5 protein-coding genes are annotated in these 18135 nt (G+C 64.3%); 2 read left to right on the top strand and 3 right to left on the bottom strand.

The genetic code is table 11. The features are described from left to right. Positions 1–293 precede the first annotated feature (293 nt). Complete coding sequence (locus tag ACVWY3_RS01630) at positions 294–12101, top strand: beta strand repeat-containing protein (protein ID WP_456836897.1); 11808 nt, start codon at positions 294–296, stop codon at positions 12099–12101. Positions 12102–12774: 673 nt separating this feature from the next. On the opposite strand, the gene ACVWY3_RS01625 is transcribed toward ACVWY3_RS01630, so the two are convergent. The 3 genes from ACVWY3_RS01625 to ACVWY3_RS01615 all read right to left on the bottom strand — a co-directional run bounded on the left by ACVWY3_RS01625 (position 12775) and on the right by ACVWY3_RS01615 (position 15301). Beyond that, a complete protein-coding gene (locus ACVWY3_RS01625) occupies positions 12775–13917 on the bottom strand; it encodes a transglycosylase SLT domain-containing protein (protein WP_456836896.1) in 1143 nt (380 codons plus the stop codon). A gap of 327 nt (positions 13918–14244) precedes the next feature. Then, positions 14245–14652, bottom strand: coding sequence for a hypothetical protein (locus tag ACVWY3_RS01620; RefSeq protein ID WP_456836895.1), 408 nt, complete (start codon positions 14650–14652; stop codon positions 14245–14247). Positions 14653–14908: 256 nt separating this feature from the next. After that, positions 14909–15301, bottom strand: coding sequence for a hypothetical protein (locus ACVWY3_RS01615; protein ID WP_456836894.1), 393 nt, complete (start codon positions 15299–15301; stop codon positions 14909–14911). A 1067-nt stretch (positions 15302–16368) separates the two neighbouring features. On the opposite strand from ACVWY3_RS01615, the gene ACVWY3_RS01610 reads away from it, so the two are divergent. Then, complete coding sequence (locus ACVWY3_RS01610; RefSeq protein WP_456836893.1) at positions 16369–18039, top strand: alpha-amylase family protein; 1671 nt, start codon at positions 16369–16371, stop codon at positions 18037–18039. Positions 18040–18135 lie beyond the last annotated feature (96 nt).

Genomic DNA, 18135 nt, shown 5'->3' with positions numbered 1-18135 from the left:
GTCGACAAGTGGCCCCGGGACGATGCCATGAGTCGACCACTTGTTTGCCAGCAGGCAGGATCCAGGCGTTTACCCTAAGTCCGTCTGCGAACAGCTTAATTTTTCAACCTAGTCCAAATGGGTAAAGCTTTTGGAATTTGCTCTTCATAGCTTTTGAAAAAAGCTTCGCAAAGCGTGGCTAGAAGTTGCAGGGGGGCAAGGGTCATTCCAGCAGACTTCTATTAGTGAGCGTTGTCGCCGCGGTCGTTTTGACCAGTTCCTCGCGGCGGTGATTTATCGTGACCTGATTTTCAATGGTGAGTCGAGGCATGGCTAAGCATAATGCGATTATTGGGAATCCCACGTCCACAAACGTTAGCGAAGATACAAGCAATCCTTGGCTCGTCGCATCGGGGACGATCTCAATATTCGATCCGGATCCTGGTCAGGCCTTCTTCAATACGACCGTTGTCTCGTCGAATAGCAATCTCGGATCGCTCACGCTTTCCGCGAACGGAAGCTATACCTATTCGGTCGCCGACAGCGCAGTGCAGTACCTCGGCGCCGGACAAACCAAGATTGACACCTTCACGGTGACATCGTTCGACGGCACCCAGAAACAGATCTCCTTCACCATCCAAGGCGTCAACGACGCCGCCGTGATCGGAACGCCGACCGTGGCGGACGTCACCGAAGACGCCTCCAACCCGCTGCTTATCGCGGTCGGAACGATCTCGATTTCGGATCCGGATCAGGGGCAGTCGGCCTTCCGTCCGGCCGTCCTGACTGGCGCCGGCGATCTCGGCGTCCTCGCGCTCTCGTCCAACGGTAGCTACGTCTACGCGGTCGCCGACAGCGCGGTGCAGTATCTCGGGGCCGGCCAGACCAGGGTCGATACTTTCACGGTCACCTCGCTCGACGGCACCCAGAAGCAGGTGTCCTTCACTATCCATGGCGTCAACGACGCCGCCGTAATCGGCGCGCCGACCGTGGCCGACGTCACCGAGGACGCCGCACCCACGACGTTGACGGCTTCCGGCACTATCTCGATCTCCGACGCGGACCAGCACCAGTCCTTCTTCAAGACGACCGTCGCTTCCGCCGCCGGCAACCTCGGCAACCTGACGCTCGCGGCCAACGGCGCCTACGCCTACTCGGTGGCGGATTCCGCCGTGCAGTATCTCGGACAGGGCCAGACCAAGGTCGACACCTTCACGGTGACCTCGGCCGACGGCACCACGAAGCAGGTCGCCTTCACCATCCACGGCGTCAACGACGCCGCTGTGATCGGAACGCCCACCGTCCACGACGTCGCCTCCGATCCGGCCAAGACGACGCTGACGGCCGCGGGATCGATCTCGATCTCCGACGCCGATCAGGGCCAGTCCGTGTTCAAGACCGGCGTGATCTCGGCCGCGGGGGATTCGGGACACCTCGTCCTGGCCGCCGACGGAACCTATACCTATTCGGTCGCCGAAAGCGTCGCGCTCGGACTCGGAGTCGGCCAGATCAAGGTCGATACCTTCACCGTCACCTCGCTCGACGGCACCACGAAGCAGGTCGCCTTCACCATCCACGGACCGAGCGCCAATCATCCAGCCACGATCGGAGACCCGACCGTCTCCACCGTGACCGAGGACGCCGATCCGACGACGCTGACCGCGGTCGGCACCATTCCGATCACCGATCCGGACGCCGGCCAGGCGGCATTCCAGACGACCGTGATGTCGGGCCAGGGCAATCTCGGCTCGCTCGTCCTGCAGAGCAACGGAAGCTACACCTACTCCGTCGCCGACAGCGCCGTGCAGTACCTCGGCCAAGGTCAGACTAAAGTCGACACTTTCACGGTGACCTCGCTGGACGGCACCACGAAGGTCGTCTCCTTCACCATCCAGGGCGTCAACGACGCCGCCGTGATCGGAACGCCCACCGTCCACGACGTCACCGAAGAGGCCAATCCGACGACGCTGACCGCGGTCGGCACGATCTCGATTTCCGATGCGGATCAGAATCAGTCTTCGTTCCAGACCTCGGTCGCTCCGGCTACCGGCAACCTCGGAACACTGACGCTCGCCGCCAACGGTGCCTACACCTACTCGGTCGCGGACTCCGCCGTGCAATATCTCGGCGCCAACGACACGAAGGTCGACACCTTCACGGTGACGTCGCTCGACGGGACCACGAAGGTGGTCTCCTTCGCCATCCACGGTGCGAACGACGCAGCGACGATCGGAAGTCCCTTGGTCCACGACGTCACCGAAGACGCGAACGTGTCGCAATCGGGCAATCTGACGGCATCCGGTCAATTGACGGTCGTCGATCCCGACCAGAACCAGTCGTCGTTCCAGACCACCGTCGCCCCCGCATCCGGAAATCTCGGCACGCTGAACCTGGCGGCCGACGGAACCTACACCTATTCGGTGGCGAACTCGGCCGTGCAATATCTCGGCGCCAACGACACCAAGGTTGACACCTTCACCGTCGCCTCGGCCGACGGCACGACCAAAGACATCTCGTTCACGATCGATGGGGCGAACGACGCGGCCTGGATCGGGGATCCGGTCGTCCACGACGTGATCGACGCTGCATCGGCGACCACTTTGACGGCGAGCGGGATGCTTCACGTGGCCGATCCGGACCAGAACCAGAGTTCGTTCCAGACCGCGGTGACCTCGGCCGCCGGAGATCTCGGTGCGCTGTCGCTCGCGAGCGACGGCAGCTACGTCTATTCGGTCCCCGAAGCGGCAGCGCGCCATCTGGGCGACGGCGAGACGAAGGTCGATACCTTCACGGTGACCTCCCTGGACGGCACCCAGAAGCAGGTCTCCTTCACCATCCACGGAACGCAGGATGCTCCGGCCCTGACTACGGCCGATGCCGCGGGCGCGGACGATGCCGCCTCGATCCCACTGTCGATCCAGCTCGCGGCCGTCGACGACGTCGGCACGCTCGGCCCGGTGATCATCACGGGCGTCCCCTCCGGGTACGTGCTGAACAACGGCGCCACGCAGTTCGACGGCTACTGGAGCGTCGATCCGGCCAAGCTCGCCGGCCTCGCCCTGATTCCGCAGGCGGATGCCAAGGCCGGGACCATCGAGCTCACGGTGACGGCCTCGTCGATCGAGAACGGACATCAGGCGCAGTCGACGGCGCACATCGAGGTCGTCGTCGCGCCCGCCGCGGACGAGCACGCGGGCCGCATCATCGACGGCTACATCGCCGGCGCCACCGTGTTCGCCGACGCCAACGGCAACGGCATCCTCGATCCGGGCGAGGTCAGCACGACCACGGCGGCCGACGGCAGCTTCACCCTGCACGGTGGCAGCGGGCCGCTGGTGATGACCGGCGGCATCGACATCTCGACGGGACTGGCCTTCAAGGGGACGTTGTCCGCGCCCGAAGGCTCGACCGTGGTGACGCCGCTGACGACCTTGGTCCAGACGCTGGTCTCCAGCGGAGCGACCGTCACCGACGCGACGGCGCATGTGGCGCAGGCGTTCAACATCGACACGACCAAGATCGACCTCACGACCTACGATCCGGTTCCGTCCGCCGTAACGGGCGACGACGCCGCCACGGCGGTGCTTTCGGCCGCCGTCCAGGTGCAGAGCACGGTCGCGCAGCTGACCGCGGCCGGCGTGTCGACGGACGCGGCCGTGACCGCTCTCGCGGGCGCGGTTTCCACGGCGCCCGCGACGGGCATCGACCTGACCGACCAAGGCACGGTCCAGACCATCGTCGGCGCTTCCGGCCTGACCGGAGCCGCCGCGGACATCGTCGCCCAGACGGTCCAGGTGTCCAACAAGACGATCCAGTCGGCGAGCGACGTCACGACCATCGCCCAGGCCGCCGTGGTGGCGCAGGGCGGCGCGGCGACGGCGATCGCGAGCGCGGCCTCGACCGGATTTTCCGATACCACCTCGCTGCAGCAGACCTACGCCGACCAGACCTACGTCCAGCAGCAGGCCTCCCAGGCGACCGTCGGCGCGGTCGGCGGCGCCGTGCTTGGAACGCTCGGCAATGACGTGCTGACGGGCACGGCGGGGGCCGATTCCATCGACGGACTCGACGGCAACGACCACATCAGTGGCGGCGCCGGCAACGACATCCTGTTCGGCAGCGCCGGCAACGACGTGCTCGACGGCGGCGCCGGCAACGACATCCTCGACGGCGGCACCGGATACGACGTGGCGACCTACGCGGCGGCGACCGCCGGCATCGTGCTTGATCTTGCCGCCGGCACCGTGACCGGCGACGACTCGGTCGGCACCGACACGCTGCGCTCGATCGAGGTGGTGCAAGGCTCCAACTTCGACGACGTTCTGACCGCGACCGGTTTCGGCCTTCACAGCGTCAACGCCGGCAGCCCCAGCCTGATGGGGCCGACCAACAACACGCTAGAAGGCATGGGCGGCGACGACGTCATCACCGGCAGCGGGCGCACCACGGTGTCCTACTTCCATGCCTCGGCCGGCGTTACCGTCAACCTGTCCAGCGGATCGACCAACGGCGGCGCGTTCGGCACCGACGCCGGCGACGTGGCCAATGTCGGCCACGACACGCTGGTCAACGTCAACTGGGTGCGCGGCTCCGAGTTCGCCGATGTCCTGAACGGCGGGGCCGGCAACGACGTCTTCATCGGCGGCGGCGGCAACGACCAGATCAACGGCGGCGCCGGCTTCGATCTCGTCAGCTACGCGCCGACGCTCTACGACACCGCCACCTCCGGCATCTCGGTCGCGATGGCGGCCGGCACCGTGACCGGCGACGCCTCGATCGGCACGGACACGCTGCGCTCGATCGAATCGGTGCGCGGCACCAACTTCGCCGACCATTACGACGCGACCGGCTACGGGCTCGCGGGCGCGGCCAACGTCGGCAACAACGGCACCTTCAACGAATTCGAGGGCATGGGCGGCAACGATGTCATCGTCGGCAACGGCAACACCCGAATCCTTTACTGGAACGCGGCCGCCGCCGTCACGGTCGACGTCGCGGCCGGCACGGCGGACGGAGACGGCTCCGTCGGGCACGACACCTTCTCCGGCGTGATCCAGGTTCGCGGCTCCAGCTTCGACGACACCCTGCTCGGCAGCAACAACCCCAACGGCACCACCGAGGTGTTCGACGGCTGGACCGGCAACGACTTCATCGACGGCCGCGGCGGCTTCGACCAGGCGGCCTACAATAGCAACAATCCGCTGACGGCCTCCGGCATCTCGGTCGCCATGGCGGCCGGCACCGTGACCGGCGACGCCTCGATCGGCACCGACACGATCCGCTCCATCGAGCAGATCTCCGGCACCAACTTCGCCGACGTCTACGACGCCACCGGATTCGGGCAGGCCGGTGCCGCCAACGTCGGCAATTTCGGCGCCTTCAACTCCTTCATCGGCAACGGCGGCAACGACACCATCATCGGCAACGGCAACACGCAGATCCACTACGGCACCGCCACGGCGGGCGTCACGGTGACCTTCACCGGCGTCGGTTCCGGAACGGCGGACGGCGATGCCTCGGTCGGTCACGACACCTTCACCGGCGTCAACAACGTCTTCGGCTCGAACTTCGCCGACACCATCGTCGGTAGCGGCGCCAACGAGAACTTCTCGGGCGGGGCCGGCAACGATCACATTTCGGGCGGCGGTGGCAACGACGTCATCACCGGCGGAGCCGGCAGCGACGTCATCGACGGCGGCACCGGCGGCGACGTCGCGATCTATTCCGGACCGCGGTCGGCCTACAACGTCACGACCAACCCGGACGGCTCGATCCAGGTGGCGGACACGGTCGTGGGCCGCGACGGCACCGATACCTTGACCAACGTCGAGGTCCTGCAGTTCAGCGACCAGGCGGCGCTGACTGGCTCCGGCTCGGCAACCCAGCCGGTGGACATCTCCGGGGTCTTCCTCAACGGCAACATCAAGCTGGTCGGCACGGGCGGGAACGACTTCCTCGCCGTCGACCAGACGATCTTCTCGCACCCGATCGATCTCGGAGCCGGCAACGACACGGTCCAGGTCAAGGGGCAGTTCGTCTCGCTCAATCTCCTCAACGTCGAGAACGTGACCGGCGACGCGGGCGACAATTTCGTCGGCCTGGCCGTCGACGCCAACGGCCTGAACGTCGATCTTGGCGGCGGCAACGACACGCTCAGCCTCGCCCTCGGCGTCAACTCGGTCGCGCTATCGAACGTCGAGAACGTCAATTCGACCGATTTCGGCGGCCCGGCGTTCAACGACACGCTGATGCTGCTGAACGACGTCACGGGCGTCACAGTCAACCTCGGACAGGGAGTCAATACGCTCGACCTGGCCGCCGGCTCCAACGCCTTCGCCAACCTCTTCAGCGTCGACAACGTCAACGGTACGGACTCGGCCGACAGCCTCACCGTCTCGGGAGGGTTGTTCGCGTCGAACAACGACATGTCGATCGACCTCGGAGTCGGCGACGACACGCTCACCATCGGCTCGCCGTTCGCGAGCTTCGCCCTGAACAACGTCGAGCACCTCGTGGCGACCGCGCCGGCCGCCTTCATGGCGCTCACGAACGATCAGAACGGTCTGGACGTCCATGGCGCGGGCGACACCGGCCTCCAGATCGCGAACGGGATCAACGCCCTGTCCCTGAGCGGCGTCACGAACATCGGCACCAGCGACCTCGTGGGCGGCAGCACGGTCTCCGACGACACGCTGACGCTGCTGAACGACGTCTCCGGGCTGACCGTCAATCTCCAGGGCGGCACCAACACCCTCGACCTGGCGGCGGGAACCAACTCGATCTCCGCCTTCAACGTCCAGCACATCGTCGGCACCGCCTCGGACGACGTCCTGACCATGCTCAACGACGCCGGCGGCGACACCATTGATCTCGGCGCCGGGAACGACACGCTCAATCTCGCCGGCTTCACCGGCGGCGTCACGGTCGCCAACGTCGAGCACGTCAACGGCAGCGCCCAGACCGACTTCATCACGGACGCGACCGTCATCGGCACAGCGACCATCACAGGCGGCGGCGGAGCCGACTTCATCACCCTGGGCGCCGCGACGGACATCGTCCGCTACACGGACGCGTCCGAATCCTCGGTCGCGACGGGCATCGACACCGTCGCGAACTTCGACGCCACGAAGGACCAGATCCTGCTGGACGGCGTGACCGGTCTGGCCGGTCAGGTCCACTTCATGGCGTCGGGCACGCTCGACGGATCGGCGGCCGCTCCCAAGGCCGAAGCCATCCTCGCCGACGTCGGCGGCCAGACCCAGTTGCAGATCGACGTGAACGGCGACGGGACCATCGGCACGGGCGACATCGTCGTCGTCATGAACGGCCTCGCCGGCGCCCTGAGCGACGCCAACTTCCGGGCCGTCATGCCGAACCACGCCCCGACCGATATCCTGATCTCGAACGCCTCGGTCGCCGAAAGCAGCCCGGCGAACACCGTGGTCGGGACCTTGTCGGACATGGACCCGGACGCGGGCGACACCGCCGCCTTCGCGCTGACCAACGACGCCGGAGGTCTGTTCGCCATCGCCGGCGGCAACCTCGTGACCACTGCTCCGCTCGACTTCGAGCAGGCGGCCTCCCACACCGTCACCGTGCAGGTGACGGACTCGGCCGGCGCCACGTTCAGCAAGGATATCCAGATCGGCGTGACCAACGTCAACGAGACGCCGACCGATATCGCACTGACGAACGCGTCGGTTCCGGAAAACGCCCCCGGCGGAACGGTGGTGGGCAACCTCTCGGCGATCGATCCCGACGCGGGCGACACCGCCACCTATGCGCTGATCGACGACGCCGGGGGACTGTTCACCCTGGTCGCGAATATGCTCGTCACCACCGCCCCGCTGGACTACGAGCAGGCGGCCTCCCACCAGATCACGGTGCGGGCGACCGACGCCGGCGGCCTCTCGTTCGACAAGACCTTCGCCATCGCCACCACGAACGTCAACGAGGCGCCGACGGCCGTGCTGCTGTCCAATGCCTCGGTCGCCGAAAACAACGCCGCCGGCACCGTCGTCGGAGCCCTGTCGGCGGCCGATCCGGACGCGAGCGACACCGCGAGCTTCACGCTGACGAACGACGCCGGAGGTCTGTTCGCCATCGCGGGCGGCAATCTCGTCACGACCGCGCCGCTCGACTTCGAGCAGGCGGCCTCTCACCAGGTGACGGTGCGGGCCACCGACGCCGGCGGGCTGTTCCGCGAGACGACGTTCACCATCGCGACGACCAACGTCGACGAGGCGCCGACCGACATTTCGTTGTCCAGCGCCGCCGTGCCGCAGGGCGCAGCGGTCGGCACCGTCGTTGGCGCCCTCTCGGCGGTCGATCCGGACGCGGGCGATCACTCGACGTTCAGCCTCGTCGACAACGCCGGAGGCCAGTTCGGCGTCGATGCCGGCGGCAACCTCATCGTCGCCGGATCGCTGACCGCGGGCGCCGAGCAGATCGTCGTCAGGGCCACCGATTCCGGCGGTCTGACCTTCGACAAGACGCTGACGGTCACCGTCAATTCCGGCGCCCTCGTCGTGGGAACCGCGGGTCCCGACACGCTGGCCGGAACGGCCGGCGACGACACCATCCAGGGCCTGGCGGGCAACGACAGGCTCCAGGGGTTCGCCGGCAACGACGTTCTCGACGGCGGCCAGGGTCTCGACCGCGCCATCTACACCGACGCCACGTCCGGCATCGCGGTCAACATGGCCGCCGGGACCGTGACCGGCGGCTCCGGATCGGACGCGCTGATCAACGTCGAGGGCGTCGTCGGCAGCGACTTCGCCGACACCTACGACTCCACCGGTTTCGCCGGCGATACCGGCGTCGCCGGCACCAACATCGGCTTCAACGAGTTCGAGGGGCGCGGCGGCAACGACACCATCATCAGTGCGGTCAACAGCCAGGGCGCTCTGATGACCAGGATCTCGTACATCGGCGCCGCGGCGGCCGTCACGGTGGACCTGTCGCTCGGCACCGCCCACGGCACGGCGGCCGGGGACGCCGCTAACGTCGGCACCGACACGCTGGTCGGCCACGGCTTCGCCGGCGTCGTCGGGTCGAACTACGACGACGCGCTGGTCGGCAGCAACAACGGCGCCGGCACGGTCGAGATCTTCGCCGGAATGGGGGGCAACGACCTCATCAACGGCGGCGGCGGGTTCGATCGGGCCGACTACTCGCAGGATCCGAGCACGGCGTCCGGCATCACGGTCAACATGGCCGCCGGCACCGTGGTCGGCGACGCCACTGTCGGTAGCGACACGCTGCGCTCGGTCGAGTCCGTCCGCGGCACGAAGTTCGCCGATACCTACGTCGCCACCGGATTCTCCGGCGCCAGCACGAACGCCGGGTCCAACGGCACGTTCAACGAGTTCAACGGCGGCGGCGGCAACGACACCATCACCGGCAACGGCAACACGCGCCTGGCGTACGTCAATGCCACCGGCGGCGTGACCGTGGACATGCAGACTGGCGCGACGCCGGGCACCGGAACCGCGACCGGCGACGCATCGACGGGCACGGACACCTTCAGCGGCGTCAACGCCGTCCAGGGCTCGATGTTCGACGACGTCATCCGCGGCAGCAACAGCACCGCCACGACCGAGACCTTCTACGGCGGCGGCGGCAACGATCTGATCGACGGCCGCGGCGGCTTCGATCTCGTCACCTACAACAACAGTTACTTCGCGACCGGAGCGGTCACCGTCGACATGGGCGCCGGCACGGCCACCGGAGACGCCTCGGTCGGCAACGACACCCTGCGCTCGATCGAGGCCATCCAGGGCACCGTCTTCGCCGACCACTACGACGCGAGCACGTTCGGCACGGGAACCGCCCTCAACCTCGGCAGCAACGGGACCTTCAACCAGTTCGAAGGTCTCGGCGGCAACGACACTGTCGTCGGCAACGGCAACACCCGGATGATCTACTCCAGCGCCACCGGAGGGGTGACCGTCCATATGGCGGCCGGTACGACCGACGGCGACGCATCGGTCGGCCACGACGCCTTCACGGGCGTCAACAGCGCGACCGGCAGCCAGTTCGCCGATATCTACGACGCGACCGGCTTCGCCGGAGGGGTCGGCGCGTTCGGCTTCGGCAACTTCAACCTGTTCGAAGGCCTCGGCGGCAACGACACCATCACCGGCAACGGCAACACCCGCATCGCCTACTCGCAGGCCGCGAACGGCGTCACGGTCGACCTGTCGCTCGGCACGGCGCACAGCACGGGCACGGGCAGCAGCGACGCGGGCATCGGCACCGACACCATCACGGGCGGCGTCAACTCCGTCCAGGGCTCGAATTCCGCCGACACCCTGATCGGCGGCAACGGCGACGAACAGTTCTTCGGCGGCGGCGGCAACGACACCGTCAGTTCCGGCGCCGGCAACGACCAGATCTCGGGCCAGGCCGGCAACGACACCATCGACGGCGGCGCCGGCACCGACATGGCCGTCTACACCGGACCGAAGTCCGCCTACACGATCACGATGCTCGCCGGTGGACAGCTCCAGGTCGCGGACCCCACGGCGTCCAGGGACGGCACCGACACGCTGACCAACGTCGAGCTCCTGCAGTTCAGCGACCAGACCGACATGCTCGTGTCGGGAACGGCGGCAAGCCCGGTCGACATCTCGAACATGGGGTTCACCCCGAACTCGTCGGTGATCGGAACGTCGGGAGACGACTATCTGGCGGTCGGCGGCAGCATCTTCGGCCACACCATCGACCTCGGTGCCGGCAACGACACCGTCGAGGTCAAGGGGCTGTACGTCTCGCTCAACCTCGTCAACGTAGAGAACGTGACTGGCGACGGCGGCGACAACGGCGTCGGCCTGGTCGTCGACGCCAACGGCCTGAACGTCGACCTCGGCGCCGGGAATGACAACCTGACGCTGGCGGGCGGCGTCAATTCGCTCAGCCTGTCCAACGTCGAGAACGTCAGCACCAACGACTTCACGGGCGCGGCGGTCGACGACACGCTGACGCTGCTGAACGACGTCTCGGGCCTCACGGTCAACCTCGCCCAGGGCACCAACACCTTGAACCTGGCGGCCGGAGCGAACGATCTGACGTGGATCTTCAACGTCCTGCACGTCAACGGGACGGCGTCCGACGACGTCCTGACGATCGACAACGGCGCCTACGCGCAGGACAACAACCCGGTCATCGACCTCGGAGCGGGCGACAACACGCTGGTGATCGGCTCCCCGGGCATGTCCCTGACCGCCCTGAACATCCAGCACATCGACGGCACCGCCGCGAACGACTTCATCACGCTCAACAACCAGGTGTCCGGCGTCGATGTCACCCTCGGCGGAGGCTCATCCTTCATCCAACTCGCTGCGGGAACCAACTCGGTCTCGCTCCACGGCGCCGCGAACGTCATCAGCAGCGACTTCTTCGGGTCCTCGGCCGCGTCGGTGGACGACACGCTGACGCTGCTGAACGACGTCTCCGGGCTTTCGGTCAACCTGCAGCAGGGCAACAACACGCTCGACCTGGCGGCCGGCATCAACTCGCTCGACAACCTGTTCAACGTTCAGCATGTCGACGGAAGCGCAATGGAGGACGTCCTGACGGTCACGCAGCAGTCTTCCGGCACCGCCTTCGACATGCTGGACGGCAACGACACGATCAATTTCGGCGCCCAGGCCAACGGGGTGACGGTCGCCAACGCCGAGACCGTCAACGGCAGCACCGGCAACGATCAGATCGCCATCGCCAACCCGACCGGCCAGACGACGGTGACCGGCGGGCTCGGGGCGGACATGATCACGGCCGGCGCGGCCGCCGACCACTTCAATTTCGTCTCGGCGGCCGATTCGGCCGTCGGCACCGGCGACCAGATCGTCAACTTCGACGCCACCAGGGACACCTTCGACTTCTCCGGCATGACCGGAGGTCCGAACGGACTGACGGGTCCGATCCACTTCGTCGGCACCGACGCCTTCGACGGGACGGCGGGCGCCCCGCACTCGGAGGCGAGGGTCGACGGGACGGGGCCGAACGCCACGCTGCAGATCGACGTCAACGGCGACGGACAGTTCGGCGCCGGCGACATGGAGATCCATCTGGTCAACTACACGGGAACGCTGACCGACAACAATTTCCTGGTGCACTGACGGGCGGATCCGCTTGTCAGAGCGGCAGCCGGTCCTCGCCGGCGACCGCGGTCAACTTGTCTTGTCTGAAGCAGCGGCCGTCGGAGCCGCAGCGGCGGACGGGACCGCCCCGACATCGCCGCTAGGTCCCGGGCTGTTACGCGATTGCTTCTTCGCGAGCTTGCACATGCCGCCCGCAACAGGAGCGAACTGCGCGCATGCATCCGATTGATTCGATCTCGCCGCTCTTCCGGCCATCTTCGACCTCCAGCCGCCGGATGTACCGACACACTCGTTAATCTGCTGGTTGCGCGCGGCGACCATCTGCTCCCGCTCGGGCAGCGCGAACGAAGCCATTGGGGCCCCGCTTACGCGAACCGTGGTCCGTTGATAGCGCCAACAGCTTGCCTCAATGCATCGAGGAGAGCTTTCGGTGGCAAAGCGGACGTCCTGCAACGTGCCAGTTCTGCTGTGGGCACAGATGCGGACGTGATTGCCTGTGAATAATCTAAGGGCCCGGGGCGCAGAGCGGCACTGGTCGAGGTGTTCGGTCGATCCGGCGGCGAAGCCGAACAACAACCCAGTCTCGAAGCGGAGCGCAAACTTACCCGGCGCCGGAAACTAGATTGCCGACACATCTCGACGAAACGAATGTGGACCCAGAGGTGTGCGTATGGGCAGTCGCCAGCTGTACCTATCTCGCGCGTTCGGCCGCCGCAGTTAGCACAGGATAGCGGGCATAGAGCGTGTCGACGCGGTCCCGCCACATCGCCACGAACGCACCCGAGGTGAGACTATCGACCGACTTCCATTCGCGTTTGACCGTAGGGAGCGTGTTCCCCCAGATAGCCCGCTTGCACCATCGCTCGCCCTTCGCCAAGCCCTCCCGGGTTGCGCACATCGACTTCCAGGCAATCCGCTGCGGACGGCTGATGTGTTGGGCGGCTCCTTCCCAGCCCTGCTGGTGGATCAGGTAAAGGTCGGAAAAGGTCGGCTTCTTGTGCGTCATTATTTCGAATAGCGCGGCCTCGCTGAGAAACTTGTAGGCCGCACCCATAGCGTTGTCGCGAGGATTGAGAATGTCGCCGGATCCGTATTTGCTGAACTCAAATTTGCTCAGCTGGAACAGGCCGATATAGGAGCCGGTGCGTTGCCTGGGATTGAAATCGGATTCGATTTTGGCGACCGCCTTCATGAAATTGACATCGACATCGAACGCTTCGGCTGCACGTTCGATCTCCTGGACGGGCGTTCCGACCGGAACGTCGCTCAACATCGACAAGGCGATCTTCGCGGGTTTCTCCGGCGGCGGAATTTCCGAGTAGGCGTAGTATTTGAGATACGACGGTTTGCCTTCGGCTGGATTGGGCGAAGCAACGGGCGGATCGTCCTGCTGTAGCTTTGCCGAGTTCTCGGGCGGCGCTACCTCAAGGCTCGCGACCTGCAACATTGGCTCTTGCGAAGTGGTTACGTCCGACGGCGGCACCGAGTCCGGCGCCGCGGCTCTGAATCCCGCCGCAACGATCGCATTAGCCGATAATCCTGTATCGAGTTTCGTTTCGATTGCCTGGGCCGGAAACGCGGCGCCAGCATTTGTCAGGACCGTCGTCACATTCGGCAGGATGCCGCCGAATGCATCAGCCACTCTTGCATTCGGCGTTGCGGTGCTAGGGCGCGGTACCGCGAGTTGACCAATCGCGGCAAGCCAAGTCGCTGTCAGCGCACCGGCAATACAGCTCGCTTGCCAAATCTTCAATGTCGCCAGCCGCGCGGCCACGGTCCCCCCCAATCGATCCAACCACAGATCTTCGTTTTCAGCCCGGGCCCAATCCTGCATCGATTTATCTTTTGGATTCGCCACAACGAAGGCGTGAGGCTGGACGGCTCGCATTTCTCACTGGCTGTTGCGGCCAAGACGCACTGGACAGCGATGCTGACCAATTTCGAAGCGATCTTTCCGTCTGCTTTGTAAGCGAACGCCGTGTCAATTGAGCTGCAAGCCGTATCCGCACCACAGTGCCGATCATCGCGATGGCGGCATCCGCTGTATCGTCGTCCTCAGAGTCTTGCTCAGGGTCAGAGGCTGCCTTGGCCAGCATGCATGCCACCGTTGGGTCCTTCAGGAAGCAGGCCTCCAGCGCTCTGAGTCAAGATCAGCAGCAACCTAAGCATCCGCACGCGACTGACGGTGCGCCAGCCAGTAGGCGATCTGCCAACCCTCGCAGCCAAGCAATTCGCCAAAGCTGCGTTCGCGGCCCTCGGACCAGGCTCCAAGCTCGTTCAGGAGCGCAAGCATGGCATCAACCCGCCACTCGTGGTCCGGCAAGTTGTAGAACAGCATCCGAGATTCGAGCTGCGGCGCGTCAGGATACGATTCAATCACTTCGCGCCTTATCAGGCGACCTAGAACGACTTGCCTGTCGAACATACGCCAATACCGAATACAGACGGCTGGCTCGCGACCGACGATGTCGATGAAATACGCTAGGGGTTTCGCATCCCTCAAAATTAGGCCGAGTTCTCTGTTGGTGAGGACCAAATAGGGCCGTTGAAGAAGCCGTTCGGCGTGCATGACCGCACAACTTTAATTTCCGCCAAGAGTCATACCGGTCATTCTTGGTGGAGATGGTCACGTCGCCACGAGATCAGTCCTCTGCGGCCTCGGCAAGCGTAAGAGCTACGTTGAAGTCCCCGGCCTGCAAGGCGCATCGACTTGACACCTGGTAGCCTTATGCAGGGTCAAGAAGAGCGACGCAGTTATGTCGATCTGGAGCGGGCTCTCGGGTAGCGTCATCCAGCCGGTCCCTGCTGGACTTCATCATCCCGCCTCATCGCGCCGCGATCTCTCTTGCGAGCCTGACAATCCACGCGCCCCAGCCGCACCCGAACACGAACGCGGTGAGCGATAGACCGAAGCAGACAATTCCGGCCAGCCGCCAGACATTCGACTGCGATACTCCTGTGCTGGCGATCGCTCGATCGCTGTTGGCATCGGCATCCGCTAACGAATTCAGGTGGTTCATTTGGAGCGCAGCGATCCTTTGAAACTGCTCGGACCAGTAGAAGGTGGACACTTCCGCACGCTTTGACATCGCCAAGAAGGCCGCGACCTGCGCCAGCACCACGAAGAACATTCCGATAACGAACGCGCCAGCCGTCAAGAGAACATCGGCTCGACCGACATCGGCCTTGAAGAACGCCAGAGCTGTGATGGCAACCAATGCGCCGCCGTTGAGGTACGTCAGCAGGTGAAGCCCCCGATGCGAATACTCGATGGTCAGCTTCTCATATTCGATAGATCGAGGCCTGTGTGGTTCGCCCGGGCTTGCTCACCTGCTCATGGAATTTTGCTTCGGAGGTCTTCGACACGCCGACGGAATTCCTCGGGCTTTTCTGTCGTCGATTCGGGCTTCACCGGTCCCCGGCCACTATGTTGCCGGGACTGTCCGCCGAGCTCTTCGTCAGCCCCCTCCGGACTTCCGGCAATCATGGAAGGTGAGCCTCCTTTGACTTCATGACGGTCTCTACAATTCGATTGATCGAGTACATCACCACGGAAAGCAGCGCGATGGTGAAGTACCCCTCGTCCGCTCCGCGTTAAGTTCGCCCGGCCGTTGGATACTGGCCAAGCCAGAGCTGCTTGATGACCTCAAGCAGCGGAAAATCGATTGTCGGCGCGGTCCTGAGGTTCGCCTTCGTGCCGAGGAACGGGCGCGAACGAAGGGTAGGCGCGGCCGCAGGCCTCTCAGAACGCCGGAGCGCGCGGCGCCCGATCCCTCTGAAGCATCATCAGATGCCGCCTGACATGGCGCCCTCCTGTCTTGAGATGAGGGGACAATCCCGCTCAAGAGCTTAAGGGGTCTCGCCGAGACCATGCGCCTATTCGCAGCCGTCTGAATGAGTATCGCTGTCGCCGATCTTGCCTTAGAAAGCTGAGACGCTATCGCCCGATATCCTTTGGTGGCCCTTGGCCGGACCACGCTGATTCCGGTGTGATGTCGACTATCGTCGGTAGAGCGGATGCGGGGCCGCTCTCGCTTCGACAGCCGCTTGTGACCGGTTGCAGACATGAGAAAACATGCCGACACTCGGGTAGCGTTGCTGAGAGCCAACGCGCAGTTGGAGCGAAGATCGCCGAGACCCAGTAACTCAGTCTTCCGTCCTCGCGCCCAACGAGCGCCGCGCCTACGAACGCTCGGCAATGCCTTCGCTAAAATTGGAGACCCGCTAACGCGCATGTCGCTCCAGGCCTTATTGCTACAAATTCCCGGAACGACTGCCCTCACGGATGGTTACCTGCAAGCCCTCCAACCGCTCTGCCAGCAAAGGAAGTCGGCGCTTGCTCGATCTCTGGTACAAGAACGCCGTGATTTATAGCCTCAACGTCGCCACCTACAAAGACGGCAACGGGGACGGCATCGGCGACTTCAAGGGACTAACCGAGCAGCTCGATCACATCGCTCAGCTTGGCGTAAACTGCCTGTGGTTGCTTCCATTTTATCCTAGTCCCGGACTGGACCACGGCTACGATGTTACGGACTACTATAACGTCGCACCGGCACTCGGAACTTTGGGCGATTTCGTCGAATTCAGTCATCAGGCCCGACTGCGCGGATTGCGGCTGATAGTCGACCTTCCCATCAACCATACTTCGGACAGGCACCCGTGGTTTCAGCAGGCTCGCGCCGACCCGTCGTCGCCATTTCGGGAATATTACGTCTGGTCAACCAGCGAACCCGAAAACAGCACAGAGGGCGTTGTATTTCCCGGGGTCCAGCTCAGCGTGTGGACTTACGACCTCTGCGCGCAGTCGTGGTACTATCACCGATTTTACCAGCATCAGCCTGACCTCAATATAACCTGCGCTGCCGTCCGCGAAGAAATCTTCAGGATCTTTGGCTTCTGGCTTGAACTCGGTGTCTCTGGATTCCGAATCGACGCTGCGCCTTTCGTTGTAGAGGAAATACGACCGGACCGTCCGGCGAAGCGCCGGTATGAGTTTTTCGCCGAGCTCCGCAATTTCCTGTCCTGGCGCAAAGGTGACGCGGTCTTGCTGGCCGAAGCAAATGTAGCTCCCGCGGAGCTTCAGCATTATTTCGGCGATGGAACGCGGATCCACATGCTGTTTGCGTTCCTGTTGAACCAGCACTTGTTTCTAGCACTTGCACGTCAAAGTGCCGAACCGCTGCGGCGCTGCATGACCCAGCTGCCTCAATTGCCGCAATTTGCACACTGGGCCCAATTTCTGCGCAATCATGATGAGCTGGATCTCGGCCGTTTAACTTCCGAAGAGCGCGACGAAGTTTATGCTGCATTCGCTCCAACCCGCAAAATGCAGCTTTACGGTCGGGGAATTCGGCGGCGGCTCGCCTGCATGTTCGGAAACGATCGCCGCCGCATCGAACTGGCGTTCAGCCTGCTGTTCAGCCTTCCTGGCACACCGGTCATTTACTACGGCGACGAGTTGGGAATGGGCGACGATTTGAGGCTTCCGGAGCGATGGCCCATACGTACGTGCATGCAATGGACGGATGACGAAGACGGCGGATTCTCCACGCGACGGGGTCATCGTTTGCTTCATCATGTGATCCGGGAGGGCCGATACGCGCCAGCCAAGGTGAATGCGATTGCCCAACAGCGCGACCCGGACTCGCTGTTTAACTGGCTGCGGCGTCTGGTTGAAATGCGCCAGTCCTGCCCCGAGATCGGCTGGGGTGAATGCACCGTTCCCGAAAGCAACTGTCCCGCGGTGCTGATCCAGCATTTCGTTTGGGAAGGCAAATCCGTGCTCGTGCTGCACAACTTGTCGCAGAACGGCTGCTGCACGGAAATCAAAGACGTTCCAGCGGGACGGAAGCTGACCGATATATTCGGCAACCGAATTTACGACAAACCCAGCGCCGATGGCACCGCTATCGAGCTTGACGGCTATGGCTATCGGTGGTTTCGCCTCGACTGAGCCGAACGAGTGGCATCCCCGACGAACACACCACCCAGCGATCCTGCGGCTGGCAAGGCACGCCAATACAGGACCCCAGCAGATAGAAGATCATGG

Source organism: Bradyrhizobium sp. USDA 4486 (assembly GCF_054057995.1).
The sequence above is the reverse complement of the archived record's forward strand: the minus strand, read 5'-3'. Positions and strand labels throughout refer to the sequence as shown.